Origin of the sequence: Streptacidiphilus sp. P02-A3a, assembly GCF_014084105.1 — a bacterium.
GTDB lineage: Bacteria > Actinomycetota > Actinomycetes > Streptomycetales > Streptomycetaceae > Streptacidiphilus.
This window is the reverse complement of the sequence record NZ_CP048289.1, coordinates 6,872,257-6,891,415: the sequence shown is the minus strand read 5'-3', so window position 1 is coordinate 6,891,415 and position 19,159 is coordinate 6,872,257. Positions and strand designations below refer to the sequence as shown.

Sequence of the window (19,159 nt, the reverse complement as noted above, 5' to 3'; positions counted from 1 at the left end):
CCCGTCCACCAGAAGACTCCGTCCACCAGAAAGCTCCGTCCACCAGAAGACTCCGTCTACCAGAAAACTCCGTCTACCAGAAAGCTGAGAATCCGGGATGCCCGAAGCGATCTCGAACCCTCCGTGGCCGCGGCGCGCGCTCCACGAACTGGTCGCCGAACAGGCGAACCGCACCCCGGACCGGGTGGCGGTGCGCTGCGGCGACCGCTCGCTGAGCTATCGGGAGCTGGTCGACGCCGGTGAGCGGGCCGCCGCCCGGCTCACCGAGCGGGGGGCGGGCCCGGGACAGGTGGTCGCCGTGATGGTGGACCGCTCCGTGGAACTGCCGGTCGCGCTGCTGGCCGTGCTCGGCTCGGGAGCCGCCTTCGTGCCGGTCGACCCCGCCTACCCCCGCGAGCGGCAGGAGTACATGCTGCGCGACTCGGGCGCCGTGACCACGCTCACCGTGAGCCGGATCGCCGAACGGGCGGCCACCGCCCAGGTACTGGTCCTGGACCCGCCGGAGCCGCCGACCCCGGTCCCGCCGGTCGGGCGGCCGACGACCGCACCGGACGACCTGGCCTACATCATGTACACCTCTGGCTCCACCGGGCGCCCCAAGGGCGTGGCCGTGGACCACCGCTGCCTGGTCAAGGGCGTCCTCGCGATGGGCGCGGTGGTGCGGCCGGAACCGGACGACGTCTGGCTCTCGGTGACCTCCGCGTCGTTCGACCCCGTCCTCGTCGAGTTGTTCCTCCCGCTGGTCCACGGCTCGACCGTGGAGATCGCCACCGACCAGCAGGTGCTGGACGGCGCGGCGCTCCGCGACCTGCTCGCGGGCAGCGGCGCGACGGTCCTCCAGGCCACCCCGCTGACCTGGCGGCTGCTGCTCGACGCCGGGTGGCCCGGCGGCCTGCGGGTGGCGCTGTGCGGCGGTGAGCAGCTCGCGCCGTCGCTGGCGGCGGAGTTGGCCGACCGATGCCACTCGGTGTGGAACATCTACGGCCCCACCGAGACGACCGTGTGGTCCACCGCGCACCGGTTCACCCCGGCCGACCGCGAGGCCGTCCCGGTCGGCCTCCCGCTGCCGGACACCACGGTCCACGTCCTCGACGAGCGGATGCGCCAGGTCCCGGCGGACGGGCGCGGCGAGGTGTGGATCGGGGGCGGCAGCGTGGCCCGCGGCTATCACGGCAGGCCCGAGCTCACCGACGCGTGCTTCGTCGCCGACCCCTTCGGCCCGGACGGGGCCCGGCTGTACCGCACCGGCGACGTCGGCCGGCTCCGCGCCGACGGCGCGCTCGAACTGCTCGGGCGGACCGACCACCAGGTGAAGATCCGCGGCCACCGGGTGGAGCTCGGCGAGATCGAGAACTGGTTGCAGGAGCATCCGTCGGTGGCGGGCGCGGCGGTGGTGCCCCAGCTGGACGGCACCGAGCAGCGTCTCGTGGGGTACGTGCGCCCGAACCAGGGGCACCCCTTCGACGAGTCGCTGCTGCGTGCCCACGCCGCGGTCCGGCTGCCCCGGCACATGGTGCCCGCGGTGTTCGTCCCGGTCGAGGTCTGGCCGCGCACCCCCAGCGGGAAGATCGACCGGCGCGCCCTGCCCGACCCGGGGGCGGCCGGGTCCACGGGCAGCGACGCCGCCCCGGCGGCGGTCCGCTGGGACGACCCGGACATGGCGGCGCTGGCCGAGATCTGGCAGGACGTGCTGGGCGTGCCGCCGACCGGCCCGCAGGCCGACTTCTTCGCGCTGGGCGGCCATTCACTCCAGGTCATGCGGATGGTCAAGGACATCCGGGCCCGCTTCGGCGTCAAGGTGAACGCCGTCCGGATGATGCAGTCCCCGACCCTCACCGACCAGACCGCGCTGGTGCGCGCCGCCGTCTCGGCCCAGGCGGCACCGGCCGCGGGCCGGTAGCGACCCGCCGCCACCGGCAACCAGCAGCCCGCACCGCGACGGGCGCCGCCCCGAGCGACCCGCCGTCGCCCCCTGAGAGGTGATCGACCATGGAAACGGACCAGCTGCTCTCGGCGCTGCCCGCGATCCAGCGCCCGATGTGGCTCGCCTGTGCGATGGCACCGGACCTGCCGGTCTACAACGAGGCCGAGTGCTTCCGTTTGGAGGGCGAGCTGGACCGGCCCGCCCTGATCGAGGCACTGGACACGCTGTACCTGCGTCATCCGGCGCTGCGCTCGGTCGTGCTGGAGCGCGACGGCCTGCCCTACCTGGCCGCCCTGCCCGCGGGCCCGTTCCCGCTGGAGGAGTCGGACCTGCGCGACCTCCCACCGGCCCGGGCACGGCGGCTCGGCGAGCAGGCCGCGTGGGACGCCGCGCGCCGCACCTTCGACCTGGGCACCGGGCCGCTGGCCCGGGCCCGCCTGATCCGCTGCGCCGACCAGGAGTGGCTGCTGGTGCTGGTGCTGCACCACCTGGTGTCCGACGGCGACAGCTTCCGGTTGCTGTTCGACCAGTTGAGCGCCCAGTACGCGGGCATGGCGTCGGCCGCCCCGCAGGGCGACCCGGTACGGGCCCAGCGCTCGCTGGAGGCGCCGCCGGACAGTCCCACGGCGCAGGCCGACCTGGGCTACTGGCGCGACCAACTGGCCGATCTGCCCGAGCGGTTGCCGATCCCGACCGACCGACCGCTGTCCGGCTATCCGGACCAGCTCGGCGAGCGGCTCCAACTACCGCTGGAGCAGCACTGGTTCGAGCGCGTCCAAACCACCGCCGCGGCGCTGCGCAGCTCGCCGTTCGCGGTGGTGACCGCCGCGGTGTCCGCGGTGCTGGCCCGGCTCGCCCGGACCGAGGACGTCGTCATCGGCAGCTCGGTCAACATGCGCTCCGAGGTCGAGGCCGAGGAGCTGGTCGGCTACTTCATGAAGACCGTCCCGCTGCGCCTGCGGGTCGAGGAGGCCGTCCCGGCGGCCGAACTGGTGCGGCAGGCCCAGGCGACGGTGCTGGACGCGATGAGCCACTGCTCGGTCGAGCTCGACCAGATGGTGTCGGCGCTGGGTCGACCCGGCGCCGGGCACGCGCAGCTCTTCCAGGTGGCCCTGGAACTGCACTACGAACCAAGCGAGTTGGATCTGCCCGGGATCGGCGTGAGCAGGCTGCCGGTGCATCCGGGGACGGCCAAGTCGGATTTCACCTTCCACTTCAACGCCACCCCCGGGGTCCCCAGCTTCCTGGAGTACCGCACCGAGCTGTACGACCAGCAGACCGTCCGCGGCCTGGCCGACGCGGTGATCGTGCTGCTGGCCGGACTGTGCGCCGAACCCACGCTCCCGGTAAGGGAGTTGCCGCTCGACGACGGTCGGCAGGCAGCCCTGCAGCGGCCCTGGGAGACCGGCCCCGCGCTGGTCGGGGCGGAAGCCCCGCTGCCCGAGGCGGTACGCGAGCGCGCCGCGCGGCACCCCGGCCGACCGGCCGTCGTGCACGGACCGGAGGAATTGACCTACCGTCAACTCGTACGCAGTGCCGATCTGTTGGGCGCGGACCTGGCGGCTGTCGGGGTGGCTCCCGGGGACGTCGTCGGGGTGTCGATGCGCCGGTCCGCCGCGCAGGTCAGCGCCCTGTTCGGGACCTGGTCGGCCGGCGCGGTGTGCGCGGTGCTCGATCCCGACCTGCCCGAGGACCGGCTGCGGCGGATGATGGGCGCGGTCGGCATCCGCACGGTACTGGTCGACGCGGACACCGCCGTCCTGCCCGCCTTCGCCGAGGTGAACCGGGTCCCCGCGCGACCGGCCCCGACCGCCGACCAGCCGACCGCCGACCAGCCGACCGCCCCGGTGGCGAAGGTGACCCCGGACGACACCGCCTACGTGGTCTTCACCTCGGGAACCAGCGGAGACCCCAAACCGGTCGCGGTGCGGCACCTGAGCCTGACCGCGTTCGGGCAGGCCATGGACCGGCTGGTCTACGCCGAGCTGCCCGAACCCGCGCAGGTGGCGGTCAACGCCCCGTTCACCTTCGACGCCTCCTGGCAGGGCACCCAACTGCTGCGCGCGGGACACACGGTGCACCCGGTACCCGACGCGGTCCGGGCGGACCCGGAGGCGATGGTCCGGTTCCTGCGCGACCACGCCGTGGACGCGCTCGACGGCACGCCGACCCACATCGCCGCCCTGGTCGACGCCGGGCTGCTCGACCGCCCCGGCCACCCGCCCCGGGTGCTGGTGGTGGGCGGCGAAGCGGTACCGGCCGGACTCTGGCGACGGCTCGCCGCGGCCGAGGTGCGCGCGGTGAACGTCTACGGGCCGACCGAGTTCACCGTGAACGGCACCGGCTGCCTCATCGAGGACGGTGCGGCGCGGCCGGTCATCGGCCGACCGCTGGCCGGGGTCACCGCGCAGGTGCTCGACCCCGGGCTGCGCCCGGTGCCGATCGGGTTCCCCGGTGAGCTGTACCTGTCCGGCCCGCAGCTCGCGGCCGGCTACGTCGGCCAGCCGGAGCGGACAGCCGAGCGGTTCCTGGTGGCACCCGACGGGTCCCGGCGGTACGCCACCGGCGACGTGGTGCGCCGACGGGGCGACGGCAGCCTGGAGTTCCTCGGCCGCCGCGACGGGCAGGTCAAGCTCCGCGGCTACCGGATCGAGCTCACGGAGATCGCCGGTGTGCTGCGGGCCGCCCCCGGCGTCGCGGACGCCGCCGTGGTCGTCCTCGGGCAGGGCGGCCCCGCCGCGGTGCTGCACGCCGCCCTGGCGCCCGCCGATCCGGCGCCGCGGATCGAGCAGGTCCGCGCGTTCGCGGCCACCCGGCTGCCCGGCTACATGGTGCCCGCCTCCTTCGCCCTCCTGCCGCAACTCCCGCGCACGGCGAGCGGCAAGGTCGACACCGCCCGGGTGGCGGCGCTGGCCCGGACGCGCCCCGCGTCGGCCCCGGCCGACAGCCCGTCCACACCCGCCCGGCGCCGACTGGCGCTGATCTGGTCCCGGCTGCTGGAGCGCGACCGCGTCGACGACCACGACGACTTCTTCGCGCTCGGTGGCAACTCGCTGCTCGCCAGCCGCCTGGTGCGGCAGGTCGAGGCGGAGTTCGGCGCCCGGCTGCCGCTCCGGGCGGTCTTCGGCCACCGCACGCTGGCGGCGATGGCCGACGTCCTCGGCACCGGGGCGGAGTCGGCGGCGGGACGGGACGACGACCACGCCCTGGTGGTACCGCTGACCCCGGCCGCGGACGCCGGGCCGGTCCCGGACGGCACTCCGGTCCCGGACGGCCAGGTGCCGCTGGTCGTGCTGCATCCGCTCGGCGGTTCCCTGCTCGCCTACCAGCCGCTGCTGCGGCTGGTCCCGCCGACCCTGCCAGTGTGGGGCGTCCGGTCACCCGAGCGGGCCGGGGCCGGCCAGGAGCCGCCGGACGTCACGAGCATGGCCGTGCGGTACGCCGACGAACTGACCGCGCTCGTGCCGGGGCGGCGACTGGCCCTGTTCGGCTGGTCGCTCGGCGGCCTGATCGCGCTGGCGGTGGCCGCCGAACTGGAGTCACGCGGCGTCGACGTCGTCTCCGTCGAGATGTGGGACTGCGGTGTGGGTACCGAGGAGCCCATCGGCGACCGCGAGTCGGTGCGGATGGCGCTCCGCGCCGGGTACGGCGACCTCGGTGAGTCGCAGGGCGCGCTCCTGGCCGACATCCTGAGCCTGGTGCCGGACGGGGCCGCCGTGGACGAGGAACTGCTGAGCGTGATCCAGGACCGGGCGCGTCCCCTGGGCACCCCGGCGGACGCGGCCGAACTCCCGCGCCACTTCCGGATGATCCGGCACCAGACCGCGCTGTTCCGCGACTGGCTGCCGACCCCGGTCCGGGCCCCGCTGCACGCCGTCTACGCCGAGGCCAGCCTGCTCGACGGCAGCGTCGCCCGCACCGACTGGCGTCCTCACACCTCCGCGCCGTGGACCGACTCCACCGTGGCCGCCGACCACTACGGCATGATGCGGCCGCCGTTCGTCGCCGAGCTCACCCGGGGCCTGCTCGCCCGCCTGGTGGAACGGACCCGCCCCCGGACCGAAACCTGACCCCGTCCCCGAATCCGCCCCGATCGCCACCGACCGTCGGTCGCCCCGACAGTGAGTGAGGCCCCCATGCCACAGACGAGTTCCCCCGTAGTCCCGCACGCCGCCGACCCGTCCCGACCGGCCGCCGCCCGGCGCCACCTGCTGTCGCTGGCGGACCTGTCCGACGACGAGCTGTACGCGCTGGTGCACCGGTCGAGCGAGCACGCGCGCGGCGCCGTCCCGCTGACCGGGCAACTGGGCGGACGGGTGGTGGGGACGTACTTCCGGACCACCTCCACCCGGACCCGCACCGCGTTCTCCGTCGCCGCGCTGCGACTCGGCGCCCAGCTGATCGCCTACGGCCCGAAGGACCTCCAGGAGAACACCGGTGAGACCGCCGACGACACCGGCCGGGTGCTCGGCCTGATGCTGGACGGCCTGGTCGCCCGCACCTCGGCGAGCGCCCAGGAACTGCGCTCGATCGCCGCCTGGGACACCATGTCCGTGGTCAACGCGATGACCGAGGACGAACATCCCACCCAGGGCGTCACCGACCTGTCCGCCATGCTGACGGCCGTCGGCAGGCTGGAGGGCCTGCGGGTGCTGTACGTGGGGGAGGGCAACAACACCGCCGTCGCCCTGGCGCTGGCGCTGACCCGCTACCCGGGCGCCGAACTGCACCTGCGGACCCCGCCCGGCTACGGCCTGCCTCCGGCGGCCCTGCGCCGCGGCCAGGAGTACGCCGCGGCGCACGGAGCGGTGCTCGACGAACAGCACCACATGGACGGGTTGCCGCCCCAGGTGGACATCGTCTACACCACCCGCTGGCAGACCACCGGGACCACCAAGCCCGACCCCGAGTGGCGGCAGGTGTTCCGCCCGTTCCAGGTGGACGCCGCGCTCATGGACCGCTGCCCGGCGGCGGTCTTCATGCACGACCTGCCGGCGCACCGGGGCGAGGAGGTCGAGGCCGGGGTGCTCGACGGGGACCGCAGCATCGCCTTCCAGCAGGCGGCGCACAAGCTCTACGGCGCGATGGCGGTCCTGGAGTGGTACTTGGCCTGACCGCCGTCCGCCCGCGCCGCAGTACCGATCCGACACCGATCCGACGTACGACCACCGAGATCCCAACCAGGAGCAAGCCATGTACCTGACCATGCTGAAGTCCAAGGTCCACCGTGCCACCGTGACCCAGGCCGACCTCCACTACGTCGGGTCGCTCACGCTCTGCGGCGACCTGATGGCCGCCGCCGGGCTGCTGCCCGGCGAGAAGGTCGACATCGTCGACATCAACAACGGCAACCGGCTGTCCACCTACCTGATCGAGGGGCCCAAGGGCTCTGGAGTCGTCGGCATCAACGGCGCGGCGGCGCGGCTGATCAACGTCGGCGACCTGGTGATCATCATCGCCTACCGGATGTGCCCCGAGGCCGAGGCGAGCAGGATCACGCCGCAGGTGGTGTTCGTCGACGAGCGGAACCGGATCACCTCGATGGGCACGGACCCCGCCGCGACCGGCGAGCTCACCGGAGCGCTCCGCGGCGACCTGGTGCGCCCCGGCGTCTGACCGGTCGGCCGGTTCCGCCGCCGATTCCGTTTCCGAGACCAGCTGAGGATGTCCGATGCCCGTGAGCCCTCCCACCGCCGTCATCGTCGACGGCTACTACAACGCGAGTTCACTGCCCCCGGTCTTCGCCCGCCGGGGCGTCCGGGTGGTGCACGTCCAGAGCACCCCCGAGCCGATCCAGGACTGGCTGCCGCCCGACCTCGACGCGTACGCGGAGCACATCGTCCACACGGACGACGAGTCGACGGTCCGGCGACTGGCCGTCCACGACCCGGTCTGCGTCATCGCCGGAGCGGAGCCCGGGGTGCCGCTGGCCGACCGGCTGAGCGAGCTGATGGGGCTGCCCGGCAACGGATCACGCCTGTCCGAGGCGCGCCGGAACAAGTTCACCATGATGGAGACGCTGCGCGCGGCCGGGGTCCGGGCCGTCAGCCAGTTCAAGAGCCCGGAGGTGGAGCCCGTCCTCTCCTGGGTCGCCGAGCACGGCACGTTCCCGGTCGTGGTGAAGCCCCTCAGCTCGTGCAACACCGACGGCGTCGTCATCTGCTTCACCATGGACGAGGTCCGGCGCGCGGCACGGGAGGTGCTGGCCACCCGGGACGCCTTCGGCCTGCCGAACACCGAGGTCCTGGTCCAGGCGTACCTGGACGGCGACGAGTACATCGTGGACACCGTCAGCCGCGACGGGCAGCACTTCGTCAGCAGCGTCTGGAAGTACGAGAAGACGCTGGTGAACGGCAAGAACCTGTACGACAAGGACATCCTGCTGGCGCCGGAGGCAGCGCCGGTCCCGGAGCTCGTCGCCTACGTGGGCACGGTGCTGGACGCCCTGAACATCCGGCACGGCGCCGCGCACAGCGAGGTCAAGCTGACCTCCGCCGGGCCGAGGCTGGTGGAGACCGGCGCCCGGATGAGCGGCGGCATGCACCCGGACCTGCACGACGTGTGCCTCGGGCAGAACCAGGCCGACCTCGTCGCCATGGCCTACACCGCACCGGAGGCGTTCCTGGCGGACCACGCGGGCCGCAGCTACACGCGACGGCAGCCCGCCATGGGCTACACCGTCGCCACGGACGTCGCGGGCATCGTCCGGGCCATCGACGCGGAGGCGGTCCGGCAGATCAACGCCCTGCCGACGGTGCACCGGACGGTGCTGAACCTGGCCCCGGGCGAGCGCATCCGGCCGACCGTCGACCTGGGGACCTGCACCATGCGGGTCTACCTGACCGGCCCCACCGACGAGGCGATGCTCGCGGACTACGCCCGGGTCCGCGACCTCAAGGACCGGGTCTACCTGGTCTGATGTCGATTCTGCGGCGCACATTCGAGGGGGTGCGCGGGCTCGGGCCCGGAATGCGGGTCCTGTTCGTCACCACACTGATCATGCAGACCGGAACGGTGGCGTTCCCCTTCCTCACCGCCTACCTGGTGGGCCGGAACCGGTACTCCGGCCCCCAGGTGGGTCTCGTCGTCGCCTGCTACGGCATCGGGGCGCTCGCCGCTGACCTGTGCGCGGGTCCGCTGCTGCGGGCGCTGCGACCGCGCACCGTCATGGCCGCGGGACTCGTCGGCAACGCGGTGACGGTGGCCTGCCTGCCCTTCGTCCATGGAGCCGGGGAGCTCATGGCGGCGACCGCGGTCTGGGGGTTCTGCTACGAGATCTTCATGCCGGCCTCCTACCTGGAGACCATCCAGCAGTCCTCCGAACGGGACCGCCGGATCGCCTTCTCCTTCAACCGGCTCGCCATCAACCTCGGCATGGGTGTCGGCCCGGTGGCCGGCGCCGCGCTCTTCGTCTGGCGGCCCGCCGTGCTCTTCTGGCTCAACGCCTGCGCCGTCCTCGCCGCCGCGGTCTACCTCGTCTCCCGCCCCGCCGCCGACGCCCGCCCGGCCGCCGACCCGGGCCCGGCCCCGGCCCCGACCGGGCCCGGCACCGGCCGACGCGACCGCAGGTTCTGGACCATCCTCGCGTTGAGCGTCCCGATCCACTGCGCGTACGCGCTGCCGCTGACCTTCCTCAGCGCGTACGTGGTGCATGACCTCCGCCTCTCCAGCCTGTGGGTGGGGGCGATCTTCGCGGTCAGCGCCGGGAGCATCGTGCTGTTCGAGATCCCGCTGAACACGGCGATGCGCGACACCAGTGCGTTCCGTTCGCTGACCATCGGGTACGCGCTGGCCGCCGCCGGTTTCGCGCTGATGGGCGCGGCCCGGTCGGGGCCCGCGCTGCTGGGCACGACCCTGCTGTGGACCGTGGCCGAGATGATGGTCTTCCCGAGCCTCATCCACTACGTCTCCCAGGTCTCGGCCCCAGGGCGGGAGTCGAGGAACCTGGGCCTGTACTCGGCGGTGATGAACATCGGGCTGATCACCGCCCCGCAGCTCGGCATCCTGCTGGCCGACCACACCGGCTCGGCGAGCCCCTGGTACCTCGCCGGCCTCGGCATCGCGGCCGCCCTCGCCGCCCTCCTGCTGCTCTCCCGCAGCCCGGGCCTCGTCCTGCGGACGACCCGACCCGACTGACGGACCGTCGCGGAGGAGGCCCGGCCGCCCCTCCTCGGGGCCGGTGGCGGCCTCGGGAGGGGCGGCCGGGCCCGGGGGTCAGCCCTGGGTGGGCATGCTCTGGGCTCCGCTGGGCACCTGCGGGCTGGGGTTCTTGGCCACCTCCTGCTGGGTGGTCAGGAACTCCTGGGCGATGGTCGCCGCCTGAAGCTGCGGGTTGCCCTTGGGGAAGCGGGCCGGGTTCCCGCCGAACTGCAGCGAGGAGGTGAAGTCGCCCATGGTGGACCGGCGGTAGGCGCTGATGTTGGGCTCCTTCACGCCGAAGCGGCGCTCCAGGATCCGGATCAACGAGGTGTGGTCCATGACCGTGGAGTCGACGTGGCCACCGGCCGACCAGGGCGAGACGACGATCGTCGGCACCCGGAACCCGGCGCCGATCGGCACGCCGTCGATGAACTCGTCCGGGGTCCCGGCGGGCGGGGTCGGCGGCAGCGCGTGGTCGAAGTAGCCGTCGTTCTCGTCGTAGGTCAGGATGAACAGCGTCTTCGCCCAGACGTCGGGATTGGCGGCGATCGCGTTCAGCTTGGACGAGATGTACTCGGCGCCACCGGCCGGGGTCCAGTCCGGGTGCTCGGACTGCGTCGACGGGGCGACCAGCCAGGAGACCTGCGGCAGCCGGTCGTGCTTGGCGTCGTACTCGAACCAGCCGGCCGACTTGTGCGTCATGCCGCCCTTGGCGAGCGGGGACCCGGCCGGTGCGTCGGCGTACTGCTTGAACCAGGCGAGGGCGTTGTCGTCGTAGTTGTCCTCCTCCTGGTACACCTGCCAGGAGACACCGGCCGCGGTGAGCCGTTCCGGGTAGGTGGTGTAGCTGAGGATCGGGTTGTTGTACGCGGGGGTGTTGTCGGTTATCGGGCCGCCGCCGGTGCCGCGGGGGTCGATCATGCCGGTCCACATGTAGAGCCGGTTGGGGTTGGTCGGGCCCAGCACCGAGCAGTGGTAGTTGTCGCAGACGGTGAAGGCCTCGGCCAGGGCCCAGTGGAACGGGATGTCGGCCTGGGTGAAGTGGCCCATGGTCATCGCGCCCTTGGCGTCGACCCACTGGTCCATCGCGCCGTTGTTCCAGGCCTGGTGCTGGGTCGGCCAGTTGTGCGACAGGCCGGGCGTGGCCGCGGCGTTGGTGGTGGTGGTGTCCATGTGGAAGGGCAGCAGGTAGCCGTCCGTGTGCGAGGCGTAGGGCTGCTGGAACACGGAGTTGCCGTTCGGCAGCTTCATGGCCTTGGGGTCGGTGAAGCCGCGCACCCCGGGCATGGTGCCGAAGTACTGGTCGAAGCTGCGGTTCTCCTGCATCAGGATGACCACGTGCTCGATGTCGGAGAGGCGGCCCTTGCGGGCCTGTCCGCCGGTCGCGGCGAGCGCCTTGCGCACGTTCGTCGGGAGGGCCAGCGACGCCGCTGCCGCCGCTGCCGCCGCGCCGGAGCCGAGGAGTCGGCGGCGGGAGATCGAGAGGTCCATCAAAGTCCTTCTGGGGGGAGGTGCTGGCGGCGGATCAGCCGGCGGGGGCGGGGGTGAACTCGACGACGCGGCTGTTGCCGCTGTCGGCGACGTAGACCTGGCCGTCGGGGGCGACGGCGACTGCCACCGCGTTGGCCAGTTCGCCGGGGCCGACCGCCCCGAACTCGTTCAGGTACGGGCCGTCGGTATCGAACTCCATGGCCATGTTGAAGTCGGGCTCGGTGACGAAGAGGTGCCCCGAGGCGTCGACGGCGACGTCACTGGGGTTCGACAGGCCGCCGAGGTCGCTGCTGGTGCTGCCGCCGATCCGGTCCAGCACGGCACCGGACGGCGAGAACGCGATCACCTGGTCCGGGCCCGAGTCGGCGAGTCCGGCGTCGGCGACGTAGAGGTCACCGGACTTGTCCAGGGACAGGCCCTCCGGTCGGCCCAGGCCCGAGGTCAGCGCCTTCAGGTAGGCACCGGTGGGTCCGAACTCCAGGACCCGGCTGTTGCCGGTGTCGCTGACGAACAGGTCGCCGGCAGCGTCCACGGCCACGCCCTGCGGACGGCTCAGCGCGGTCCCGCCGGCGGTGGTGTACGCGCGCACGAACGCGCCCTTGGCGGTGTACTCCACCACCCGGTTGTCCCCGGTGTCGGCGACGTAGACGTTGCCGACCTGGTCCAGCGCGATCGCGGTCGGGCCGTTCAGCCGACCGTCACCCGACCGGCTGAAGCTGCGGAGCAGCTTGCCCTTCGCGGAGTACTCCTGGTAGCGGTTCCGGCCGTTGTCGGTGACCCAGACGTTGTTCTTGGCGTCGACGGCGATCCCCTGCGGGTCGCCCAGACCGGTTCCGAACGCGGTCTTGTAGGTGGGCGGGGCGACCGGCGGCACGGCGGTCACGGTGAAGGTGACCGGGTCGGCCAGCCAGGTGTAGCCGTTGTCGTAGAGGAAGTACGCGATGTAGTTCCCCGGCGCCAGGCTGCCGGTGCTGAAGGTGGTCGAGCCCGAGCCGTTGGTCACCCAGTTGTAGGTGGTGGAACCGCAGACGGACACCTGGTTCACCGGCCCGCAGCCGGGGTTCGAGTACAGCCCGACCCAGTTCTCGGACTGCACCTGGGCGGCCGGGACGCTGTAGTCGAAGGTGATCTGCTGCCCCTGTCGGACCGTGCTCTCCTCCGCGGTCAGCGTCCCGGGCGGCGCGGCCGCCTGCACCGTGAAGGTGACCGGGCTGGCCAGCCAGGTGTAGCCGTTGTCGTAGAGGAAGTACGCGACGTACTTCCCCGGCGCCAGGTGCGCCGTGCTGAAGGTGGAGCTGCCGGAGGCGTTGGCGACCCAGTTGTAGCTGGTGGAGGAGCCCACGTACGCCTGGTTGACCGGGCCGTTGCCCGGGTTTCCGTACAGGCCGATCCAGTTGTTGGACAGGACCTTGGCGGCCGGGATGCTGTAGTCGAACGTGACCGACTGGCCCTGGGTGACCACGGAGTTCCGCACCGAGAGCGTTCCCGGCGCGGCGGCGACGGTGAACGGGACCGGCTGCGCGAGCCAGGTGTAGCCGTTGTCGTAGAGGAAGTACGCGATGTAGCTCCCCGGCGCCAGGGCGGAGGTGCTGAAGCTCGACGTCCCCGAGCCGTTGGTCACCCAGTTGTACGCGGTGGAGGCGCAGTCCTCCACCTGGTTGACCGGGCCGCAACCGGGGTCGGCGTAGATCCCGATCCAGTTGTCCGCCTGCACGGCGGAGGCGGGGAGGCTGTAGTCGAAGGTGATCGGCTGGCCCTGCAGGACCGAGGCCGACGAGGCGGACAGGGTGCCGACGGCCCCGGGCGGGGTGGCGGCGGCGACCGCGGCGGTGGCGGTGGTGTGGGGCGCGGATGTGGCGGCGCGAGCACTCGCGCTGCCGAGTGCCGCCAGCACCAGCAGCGCCAGTACGGCGGCCAGACCGGTGCGCGAGCGGCGCCGCACCTTGGGCAGCTGTATGGCCAAGACCGGACTCCTTGTCTAGACAAGTTGAGCTGACCTGGTGATCGTCGCCTCTGGACAATTCGCTTGTCGATGGCCGAAAGTCGTTCCGGGCAACGTTTACCGCGCCGTTGGCGGAACGTTCACGTCCGCGCCGCCGAGGCAACAGCTTCGCCGTCGACAGGGGTGTGGTTGGGGGCAGCGGTGGACCCCGGCGGTCGGTGACGGCCGGGGTCCGGTCGGGCTTGTCTGACGCGGGGTCAGCCGGTGACGCTGTCGGAGCCGTCCTCCAGGTGGCCGACGTAGTGGCGCGACCAGCTGCTGTCGGTGCTCAGCGTCACGGACAGGTCGTACCAGCCCTCGCTGCGGTGCAGCGGGTCGACCGTGTGGGTGGTGCGGCCGTGCGCGGCGACGCGGTAGCTCGCCGGGCGCTGGTCGAGGTACTGGTTCGACACGACGGTGAAGGTCACCGGGTGGTCGCCGTCGTTGGTCAAGGTCAGCACGAGCTTCGGCTTGGAGCCGCGGTCGTCCCCGACGTAGCGCGCTTCCACCTGCGCGGTCCGGCCCGCGGCGTCGATGTCGCCGGTGAAGTGCCGCAGGAACCGGTTCGGTCCGGTGACGGTGACGTCGTACGCGGTGTCGCCCTCGGCCGCGCCGACCGGGGCGATCCCGGCGACGGTCGGGTTCGCACGCGAGTGCGTCGGGTCGACCGTGTACTGGCCGGGGAACTTCGCCGGGTACTCGGTGAGCGACGGGGTCCCGGCCAGGTTGTTGTAGACCGAGAAGTGGCTCGCCTTCCTGGCGTGCGGGCTGTTGTTGCTGAAGGCCAGGTCCGCCGTGGCCGATCCACCGCCGGTGGTGAAGCCGACGAGGTTCGCGTTCGGCTGGTACGGCAGCGCGCGGGCCCGCTTGACACCCGGCTCCTGCGTGGGCAGCGCGTTGGTGGTGACCGGCGGGGAGTAGCTCTGCGGCTCACCGATGGGGGCGAGGTCGGGCAGGTGCGGCAGGCCGTACACCGGCTTGCTGAAGTCGAAGGCGTCGGTGAGGTCGCCGCAGACCCGGCGGCGCCAGGAGCTGATGTTGGGGCTGATCGCCGGCTTGCCGAACGCGCCGGTCCACTTCTCCAGGAACTGGAGCACCGAGGTGTGGTCGGAGACCTCCGAGGTGACCCAACCGCCGCGGGTCCACGGCGAGATCAGCAGCAGCGGAACCCGGAAGCCGAGACCGACCGGCGCGGGCGCGGTGAGGCCGTACGAGGTCAGGTCGGTGCCGCTGACGAACTCGTCCGTCTCGCCGGGGGCGGGCACCGGCGGCGGGACGTGGTCGAAGCCGCCGTCGTTCTCGTCGAAGTTGATGATGACCAGCGTCGAGTTGAAGACGTCCGGGTCGGCGTTGAGCGCCTGGAGCACCTGGTGCACGTAGTAGGCGCCGTCGGTCGGAGCGCCGTCCGGGTGCTCGGAGTACTGCTGGTTGGTGACCACCCAGGACACCTTCGGCAGCGTGCCGGCCAGCACGTCCTTCTTGATCGCCAGGGCCAGGTTGTCGGCGTTGCCGGTCTCGTAGTCGTTCGGCTCCGGCACAGTGGCCACGCCGTTGTCGTACAGGACGTTGCCGGGCGCGGCGGTGCCGCCCTGCGACGGGTCGTACTGGGCGAAGTTCTTGAAGTACTGGAGCGCGTTGTCGCCGTAGTTGTCGGTGCCCTGGTAGACCTTCCAGCTGACCCCGGCGGTCTGCAGCGTCTCCGCGTAGGACTGCCACAGCAGGTTCTCGCCGAGTTCGTCGCCGCCGTCGTACGCGGTGAAACCGCTGTACTTCTTCTGGGCGTCGATCGTGCCGCTCCAGTGGTAGGTGCGGTTCGGGCCGGTCGCGCTGAGCACCGAGCAGTGGTAGGCGTCGCCGATGGTGTACGCATCGGCCAGCGCGTAGTGGAACGGCAGGTCCGACCGGTTCAGGTAGCCCAGGGTCTGCGGGCCGCCCTTGGCGTAGTACCAGGCGTTCATCAGCCCGCCGTACCAGGCACCGTGCTGGCTCGCCCAACTGTGGTCGGTGCCGTGCGAGTTCTGCGCCCCGACCTCCGAGCTGGGCGGCTGCTGCCCGGCCGGGTAGGCCGTGGCCGGCGCGGCGCTCAGGTGCCACGGGTACTGCGTCGCGGTGACCGGCTGGCCGGGGGCCGAGGTGGGCTGCTGGAACACGGACAGGCCGCCGGGCAGCTTGATCGTGGAGCGGTCCGCGAAGCCCCGGACGCCGCGCAGCGAACCGAAGTAGTGGTCGAAGCTGCGGTTCTCCTGCATGAGGATCACCACCCGCTTGATGTCCCGAAGGTCCCCGTGGAGCTTGGCGGACGAGGTCTTCGCGGCGGCTGAGGCGGCGTTCGGGACCGCGCCGGTCTCCGCGGCCTCAGCGGACTGCGCTCCGGTCCCGACTGCGGCGGCGCCGGTGATCGCGGCTGCCGCTCCGATGAACCCGCGGCGGGAAAAACTGGACATGGCTCGGTACCTCCAAGGGCGCGTGAACGGGGCCCTCAACGTATTGCGGAGATTCAGCACATCGGGTGGAGCTGGGCTTAACACCGTCCGAAGATCGCCCGCAGCGGCCGTCGCCTGCTGTACCGGCTCGGGGACTCCGCCGCTGACCGACCACGGTGTCGAAGGTCAGCGGCGGAGTCGGGTCAGCGCGTCGTCAGGACGAACCGGAACGTCGCCGGTGCCGGGCGCAGCCGGTACGGCTCCAGGGTTCCCGGTCCGCAGGAGGCGGATCCCATGCCGTGGACGGCGTGGTCGAGGTGGATCCAGACCCGGTCGGCGGACGGCTGGAGTTCGGTCGGGTGGCGGGCGGCGTCGAGTTGTTCGTCGGTCCACCGGCGGACGGTCAGGCCGAAGGTCGGCGCGCCGACGACGGACAGCCCTCGGCCGTCGTCGGCGGTGATCCGGGCCCAGCGGACGCCGGAGCGGTGGCCGTTCTCCTGCGGGTAGACGTAGGGGGTCTGCATCGCCTCGACGCTCCGGCGGTGGCGCCCGACCCGGGCGGCCTGTCGGCAGTCCGGGTACGACTCCTCCGGGCCGGTGCCGAACCACTCGACGTCGCCGTACCGGGCCGGGACCGCCAGCCGCACGCCCAGCCTGGGGAGCACGGTGTCGCCCCAGTCGCCCACCGGGTCGACGTCGACGGTCAGTTCCAGACGCTCGCCGTCGCTGGTCCAGCGGTACGTCGCGAACATGCCCAGGTCGGTCGCCGCCGCGCCGACCCGGGTCCGTACGGTGAGTGCGTCGGCCTCCGGCTCGACGGCGATCGTCCGGTGCCGAAGCCGGTCCAGGCCCGCGCCGCGCCAGGCCGGTTCGACGCTGGGCCCGTAGAAGGCGCGGTCGTTGTCGCTGGGCGCGCGCCACAGGTGCAGCCGGGGCGGCTGGCGGAGCTCGACGTCGCCGATCCGCAGCAGACGCCCGTCGGCGTCGAAGTCGGCGGTTCCGAGCCGGATCCGGTCCCCGTCGCCGGAGCGGGTCGGCGGCAAGGAGCAGGTCGGCGGCGTGGAGCGGGGCGGCGGCGATCCGGCCGGTGCGGTCGCCGGTCGGCTCGGGGCGAGTCGGGCCTGCCCCCAGGCGACCTCGTGTCCGGCCGCGGCCCAGGGGTGGTCGACGGCGAGGACGGCGCTGACGGTGAGCCAGAGCTCGTCCGGTCCGGCTGCCGCCACCGGGCCGGTCACCGACGGAACCGCGATGTCGATGGTCGCGCCCGGGGCGATGCCCGGCACGTCCAGCTCGCCCCGGTCGACGGCGACCCCCGCCCGCTCGACCTGCCAGCGGAACCGGAGCCGCGCGGTGTCGGCGAAGTCCTGGAGGTTGGTGATCCGCACGGCGCCGACGGCCGGGTCGGGCTCGATCCGTACCGGCTCGATCACCTTCTTGTATTCGAGCAGCGCGGGGGAGGGGGTGCGGTCCGCGAACAACAGCCCGTCGGCCACGAAGTTGCCGTCGTGGACCGGTTCGCCGAAGTCGCCGCCGTAGGCGAAGTACGGGCGCCCGTCGGTCGTGGCGGCGGCGATGCCGTGGTCGATCCACTCCCAGACGAAGCCGCCCTGCAGCCGGGGGTACGCCTCGAACAGCCGCTGGTACTCCAGCAGTCCGCCCGGACCGGCGCCCATGGCGTGCGCGTACTCGCAGAGGATGAAGGGCAGGCTCCGGCGGCGCGCGTCGTCGGCGGGGTCGTCGGTCGGCGGCTCCTCGCGGCGTCCGGTCGCCTCGACCTCCGCGTGCGGCGGGTACATCCGGCTGTAGACGTCGACGTAGGCGCAGCTCTGGTCGCCCTCGTAGTGCACGAGCCGGTCCGGGTCCCGCTGCCTGGTCCATTCGGCCATGGCCCGCAGGTTCCGCCCGTCGCCGGACTCGTTGCCCAGGGACCACATCAGGACGCTGGGGTGGTTCTTGTCCCGTTCGACGGTCCGCCGGATCCGGTCGAGCAGGGCGGGCTCCCAGGCCGGGTCGTCGCTCGGATTCCCCTGCCAGCCGGTACCGATGCCCTCGAAGCCGTGCGTCTCCAGGTCGCACTCGTCGATGACCCACAGGCCGTACTCGTCGCACAGGTCGAGGAAGGCCGGGTGCGGCGGATAGTGCGCGGTCCGGACCGCGTTCACGTTGTGCTGCTTCATCAGCCGGACGTCCTCGACCATCGTCTCGTACGGCACCGCCCGGCCGTGCTCGGGATGCCATTCGTGCCGGTTCACGCCACGGAACAGCACCCGTCGGCCGTTGACCCTGATCAGGCCGTCCTCGACGGCGACGGTCCGGAAGCCGACGCGGATCCGAGCCGATTCGCCGGGTGTGGACAGCGTTCCCTCGTACAACCTGGGGACCTCGGCCGACCAGGGCTCGACGGCCTCGAACCGGTGCGGGTCGGACGCCGGTGCGTGGTGGAGGCCCAGTTCCGGGAGCGACAGCCGCACCGGGGTACCGCCGGTCTCGATCCGCAGGGTTCCGCCGCCGGTGCGGTGGTCGTACCCGGCGTGGACGAAGTAGTCCGGCAGCCCGTGGCGGGGGCGCGCGATCACGCTCACACTCCGGAAGATCCCCGACAGCCACCACATGTCCTGGTCCTCGGCGTAGCTGGCCGACGACCACTGGTGGACGCGGACCGCGACCACGTTGCGTCCCGGCCGGAGCAGGTCGCCGACGGGGAACTCCGAGGCCAGTCGGCTGCCCTTGGCGTGCCCGAGCTCCACGCCGTTGAGCCACACCTTGTACGCCGAGTCCACCCCCTCGAAGCGCAGCACCGCGTCGCCGTCCGGCCAGGACTCGGGCAGCTCGAACGCCCTGCGGTAGTCCCCGGTCGGGTTCTCGTCCGGAACGAAGGGGGGATCGACCGGGAAGGGGAAGCGGACGTTGGTGTAGGCGGGCGCGCCGTAGCCGTGCAACTGCCAGTGACTCGGCACCGGCAGCCGGTCCCACGCCGAGTCGTCGAAGGCCGACTGGTGGAAGGCCGACTGGTGGAAGGCCGACTGGTGGACGGTCGCGGACCAGCGGAAGGCCCAGTCGCCGTCCAGTTCGATCCTCGGCGCGTCCGAATCGAGGGTCGCGCGGGCGGGGAGCAGTCCCTCGCCGGGTATCAGATCCAGGAAAAAAGGCAGCGTCACAGTGCACCTCTGGGCAAGTCGAACGAAAGGTGAGGAAGCGGAG

At 72.3% G+C, this 19,159-nt stretch carries 10 protein-coding genes; 6 read left to right on the top strand and 4 right to left on the bottom strand.

The features are described 5' to 3' along the window. The first annotated feature begins 97 nt into the window (after window positions 1-97). The 6 genes from GXP74_RS29030 (at window position 98) to GXP74_RS29005 (ending at window position 10,060) form a co-directional block, all read left to right on the top strand. Window positions 98-1,900, top strand: a complete 1,803-nt coding sequence (locus GXP74_RS29030) for a non-ribosomal peptide synthetase (RefSeq protein WP_182454202.1) — start codon at window positions 98-100, stop codon at window positions 1,898-1,900. A gap of 89 nt (window positions 1,901-1,989) precedes the next feature. Next, window positions 1,990-5,994 (top strand): non-ribosomal peptide synthetase, encoded by a 4,005-nt coding sequence (locus GXP74_RS29025; protein ID WP_182454201.1) that lies wholly within the window; start codon window positions 1,990-1,992, stop codon window positions 5,992-5,994. Between the two features lie 66 nt (window positions 5,995-6,060). Further along, entirely contained in the window at window positions 6,061-7,038 is a 978-nt protein-coding gene (locus GXP74_RS29020; RefSeq protein ID WP_182454200.1) for an ornithine carbamoyltransferase, read from the top strand. Between the two features lie 79 nt (window positions 7,039-7,117). Then, window positions 7,118-7,540, top strand: a complete 423-nt coding sequence (gene panD / locus GXP74_RS29015; RefSeq protein WP_182454199.1) for an aspartate 1-decarboxylase — start codon at window positions 7,118-7,120, stop codon at window positions 7,538-7,540. A 55-nt stretch (window positions 7,541-7,595) separates the two neighbouring features. Then, window positions 7,596-8,843: an ATP-grasp domain-containing protein gene (locus tag GXP74_RS29010; protein ID WP_182454198.1), complete on the top strand. Its 1,248-nt coding sequence runs from the start codon at window positions 7,596-7,598 to the stop codon at window positions 8,841-8,843. Continuing rightward, window positions 8,843-10,060 (top strand): MFS transporter, encoded by a 1,218-nt coding sequence (locus tag GXP74_RS29005; protein ID WP_182454197.1) that lies wholly within the window; start codon window positions 8,843-8,845, stop codon window positions 10,058-10,060. The genes GXP74_RS29010 and GXP74_RS29005 overlap by 1 nt, the downstream gene beginning before the upstream one ends. 78 nt (window positions 10,061-10,138) lie before the next feature. Here GXP74_RS29005 and GXP74_RS29000 read toward each other — a convergent pair whose 3' ends face one another. The 4 genes from GXP74_RS29000 to GXP74_RS28985 all read right to left on the bottom strand — a co-directional run bounded on the left by GXP74_RS29000 (window position 10,139) and on the right by GXP74_RS28985 (window position 19,116). Continuing rightward, complete coding sequence (locus GXP74_RS29000) at window positions 10,139-11,554, bottom strand: alkaline phosphatase family protein (RefSeq protein ID WP_182454196.1); 1,416 nt, start codon at window positions 11,552-11,554, stop codon at window positions 10,139-10,141. A gap of 34 nt (window positions 11,555-11,588) precedes the next feature. Beyond that, complete coding sequence (locus GXP74_RS28995; RefSeq protein WP_182454195.1) at window positions 11,589-13,517, bottom strand: NHL repeat-containing protein; 1,929 nt, start codon at window positions 13,515-13,517, stop codon at window positions 11,589-11,591. A gap of 236 nt (window positions 13,518-13,753) precedes the next feature. Continuing rightward, window positions 13,754-15,979, bottom strand: coding sequence for a phosphocholine-specific phospholipase C (locus GXP74_RS28990; RefSeq protein ID WP_182454194.1), 2,226 nt, complete (start codon window positions 15,977-15,979; stop codon window positions 13,754-13,756). A gap of 182 nt (window positions 15,980-16,161) precedes the next feature. Next, complete coding sequence (locus tag GXP74_RS28985; RefSeq protein WP_182454193.1) at window positions 16,162-19,116, bottom strand: glycoside hydrolase family 2 TIM barrel-domain containing protein; 2,955 nt, start codon at window positions 19,114-19,116, stop codon at window positions 16,162-16,164. Window positions 19,117-19,159 lie beyond the last annotated feature (43 nt).